Annotated in this window: 4 protein-coding genes; 2 read left to right on the top strand and 2 right to left on the bottom strand. The window is 70.9% G+C overall.

Annotation, left to right across the window (positions count from 1 at the left end):
- Positions 1–419: DUF3995 domain-containing protein (locus tag ACWGI8_RS42365; RefSeq protein WP_453668792.1), on the bottom strand; the 419-nt coding region annotated here is incomplete at its 3' end.
- A gap of 354 nt (positions 420–773) precedes the next feature.
- Here ACWGI8_RS42365 and ACWGI8_RS42370 point away from each other — a divergent pair.
- Positions 774–977 (top strand): cold-shock protein, encoded by a 204-nt coding sequence (locus ACWGI8_RS42370; protein WP_453668793.1) that lies wholly within the window; start codon positions 774–776, stop codon positions 975–977.
- Between the two features lie 302 nt (positions 978–1279).
- On the opposite strand, the gene ACWGI8_RS42375 is transcribed toward ACWGI8_RS42370, so the two are convergent.
- Positions 1280–2116, bottom strand: a complete 837-nt coding sequence (locus ACWGI8_RS42375; RefSeq protein ID WP_453668794.1) for a LytR/AlgR family response regulator transcription factor — start codon at positions 2114–2116, stop codon at positions 1280–1282.
- Positions 2117–2309: 193 nt separating this feature from the next.
- Here ACWGI8_RS42375 and ACWGI8_RS42380 point away from each other — a divergent pair, with 193 nt between their 5' ends.
- On the top strand, positions 2310–2981 hold the full coding sequence (locus ACWGI8_RS42380; protein WP_453668795.1) for an anti-sigma factor family protein: 672 nt from the start codon (positions 2310–2312) through the stop codon (positions 2979–2981).
- Positions 2982–3074: the final 93 nt, after the last annotated feature.

The raw sequence follows: 3074 nt of genomic DNA on the forward strand, positions 1-3074 counted from the left end.
CTCCTTCGGCGAGGGGCGGTAGTGGGGTCCGGGGGGAACCGTCGTGGCGGCGACTGGTCGTGCGCGAGGTTGAGCCACTGGAAGGCGGCCCCGGTGTCCTGCACGAAGAGCCAGTGGACGCCCGCCAGTGTGCGTAGGGACAGTCCGCCCGCCACCGCAAGGGTGCCGAGCCGAAGCAGACGGTGCGGGCGCCGGGACTGGCTGACGACGATGCCGCTCGCCGTCAGCAGGAGCGCGGCGAGCGGCAGGACGACGGGCGGAGTGAACGGGGCCTCGGTGCCCAGGACCGCGTACGACAGGCTCTTCTCGTCGGCGGCGGGCCAGGTGGAACCGGTCGCCCAGTAGAGATGGAGCAGGGCGTCCACGGTGAGCACCGAGGCGAGGAGTACGGCGGCTCGCTGTGCCGTGCGGTCGGACATGGGGCCTCCTGCGGTAGCAATCGACCCTCACCAGAGGAGGCGTCCGCGGCATTCGTTCCCGCGGATGTGCCGGAACTTCCGGCGGGGACACCGGATCGGCGCCCCGCCACCCGCCACCCGCCACCCGCCACCCGCCACCCGCCACCCGCCACCCGCCATGACGTGGGACGGGTCCTCGCCACAGGAGGATGCCTGTCCCACGGCGGCTACGGGATCTGTGCGAATGACGACGGCAAGATCGGATTGTGGAGTGTAGGTGTGGGGAGGCACGGGGAAGACTGGAGCTGGCGCTTTGAACAGGGCGCTGGAGCGGCCCGAGCCCGGGGCGCTGCTGAATTGACCAGAGGGACGAGCATGGCCAGCGGCACAGTCAAGTGGTTCAACTCCGAGAAGGGCTTCGGGTTCATTGCCCAGGACGGAGGCGGACCGGATGTCTTCGCTCACTACTCCAACATCTCCGGCAACGGGTATCGCGAACTGACGGAGGGCGAGGCCGTGACGTTCGACATCACACAGGGCCAGAAAGGCCCTCAGGCGGAAAACATCATCCGCGGCTGAGCCTCCGCCTGTTCATCTCGATTGTGGCGGCGCCCGCACCGAGTACGGGCGCCGTCGGCGTGTGGTGACGCCTTGTGATAGCCGGCGGAGCATGGCCTGCGGCTCCGTCGATCGTGTCGAGGCCTATCTAGTGCCGTGGCCGGAAAGGTTCACCGGCTCGCGACGCCCTGCACGGCACCTCGCTGCGTTGTCGCGTCACCCAAGTACGTCCAGTACGAGGGCGATGCTCCGCCTTGCGATGCACCGCACCGGACGCCGCGCGCATCCCGGCAAACCTTTTCCGGCCACGGCACTAGCGCCACTCAGCCCCGCGCGTGGCGCATCAGCAGATCGCGCAGCTGGCGCGCGTGCCGGCGGCTCACCGCGAGCTCGGCCGTGCCCACCCGGACGGTGGTGGTGCCGGCGTCCAGACGCAGCTCCTCGATGCGGCCGAGGGCGACGAGATGGCTGCGGTGGATCCTTACGAAGCCCCGGGACGCCCAGCGTTCCTCCAGGGTGGACAGCGGGATCCGGACGAGGTGGCTGCCCTCGGCCGTGTGCAGCCGGGCGTAGTCGCCCTGGGCCTCGACGTAGGCGATGTCGTCTATCGCGACGAACCGTGTGACACCGCCGAGCTCCACCGGTATCTGCTCGGGGGCGCCGCCGGGCGCGGCGGGTCCGGTGACGACAGGCCCGGTCGGCGACGACGACGGATCCGGGCCGGGCGAGGGCGAGGGGGCGGGCGTGGACGGGCCGGAGTCGCGCGCCGCGCCGGCCAGATCGCTGACGCGCCGCACCGCCTCGGCGAGCCGCTCCCGGCGGACCGGCTTGAGGACGTAGTCGACGGCCTTGAGGTCGAAGGCCTGGACGGCGAAGCCCTCGTGGGCCGTGACGAACACGATGAGCGGGGGCCGCGCGAAGCCCGCGAGCAGCTTCGCGACGTCGAGCCCGGTCAGCCCGGCCATGTGGATGTCGAGGAAGACGACGTCGATGGCGTCCTCGCCGTCGGGGCCCGCGTCGAGTGCCCGGCTGATGCGCCGCAGCGCCTCGGTGGCGTCGGTGGCTCCCTCCGCACTGTGCACCCGCGGATCGGAGCGCAGCAGATACAGCAGTTCCTCGAGTGCCGGTTTCTCGTCGTCGACCGCCAGTACGCGCAGCATGCTGCGGATTTTAGGCCCGAGGCCTGCGCGGGACCACGAGCCGGCGACGCCGGAAACCGGCCGTCCCGTGCCCGTGCACACTTTCCGGACTCACGGATGAGCACGGAAGGGTTCCTCTGCGTATTCCAAGGTGACCCACGGTACGTACGACCTGTATGGACCGTTCGTAGCCGGCGAGCCGAAGGATTGGTCCATGAATCTGCGGGAGCGGCACCGGGATGTGGCCGCCTATGCGCTGGGCGTCCTCGACCCCGCGGACGCGTTCCGTTTTGAGGAGCATCTGTCCGAGTGCGTGCTGTGTGCCGTACGCCTGACCGACTTCACGCCGGTCGTGTCGGCGCTGTCCGATCTCGCCGGTCCCGGCCGGCCCGAGACCCCTCCGGCGCCGCGGCTACTGGACCGGATGCTCCATGAGGTCGGGGCGTTCCACCGGCGCAGCTCCCGCCGCAGGCTGCGGCTGGTGGCGGCGGCCGCCGCGCTGATCGTCGCGCTGCCCGCCCTCGTGGTGGGGCTGTCGCGCGACGCGGGCGCCGGCCCCGTCGAGCGGATCGCGGCGACCGACAGTGCGAGCGGGGTGTACGGCGCGGTTGATCTGCGGGCGTCGGACTGGGGCACCGCGGTCGCGCTGCGGGTGGCCCGGCTGCGTGGGCCGCGGACCTGTGAGCTGGTCGCGATCGGCAAGGACGGCGAGGAGCACACGGTCACCAGCTGGTCGGTGCCGAGCGGCGGTTACGGCATCCCGGGCTCGCCCGGGAACGAGAAACCGCTGGACATCGAGGTGGGCACGGCGATGCAGGACCGCGAGATCGACCGCTTCGAGGTCCGTACGGTGAACGGCGACCGCCTGGTGTCCCTGAAGCGCTAGGGCCTGTCGTTTGGATCAGGCCGGATCAGCGAGCGGGGTCTGGCGCGTGCAGATGCAAGGCGGAGGAGGGAGCCACTGCGGAGCATTGGCGAC

The organism is Streptomyces sp. NPDC054841, assembly GCF_053611045.1.

Bases quoted from the DNA above. Each gene is read 5' to 3' on its own strand.
- ACWGI8_RS42380 (WP_453668795.1), top strand. From the start codon at position 2,310: ATGAATCTGCGGGAGCGGCACCGGGATGTGGCCGCCTATGCGCTGGGC.
- ACWGI8_RS42375 (WP_453668794.1), bottom strand. From the start codon at position 2,116: ATGCTGCGCGTACTGGCGGTCGACGACGAGAAACCGGCACTCGAGGAA.
- ACWGI8_RS42370 (WP_453668793.1), top strand. From the start codon at position 774: ATGGCCAGCGGCACAGTCAAGTGGTTCAACTCCGAGAAGGGCTTCGGG.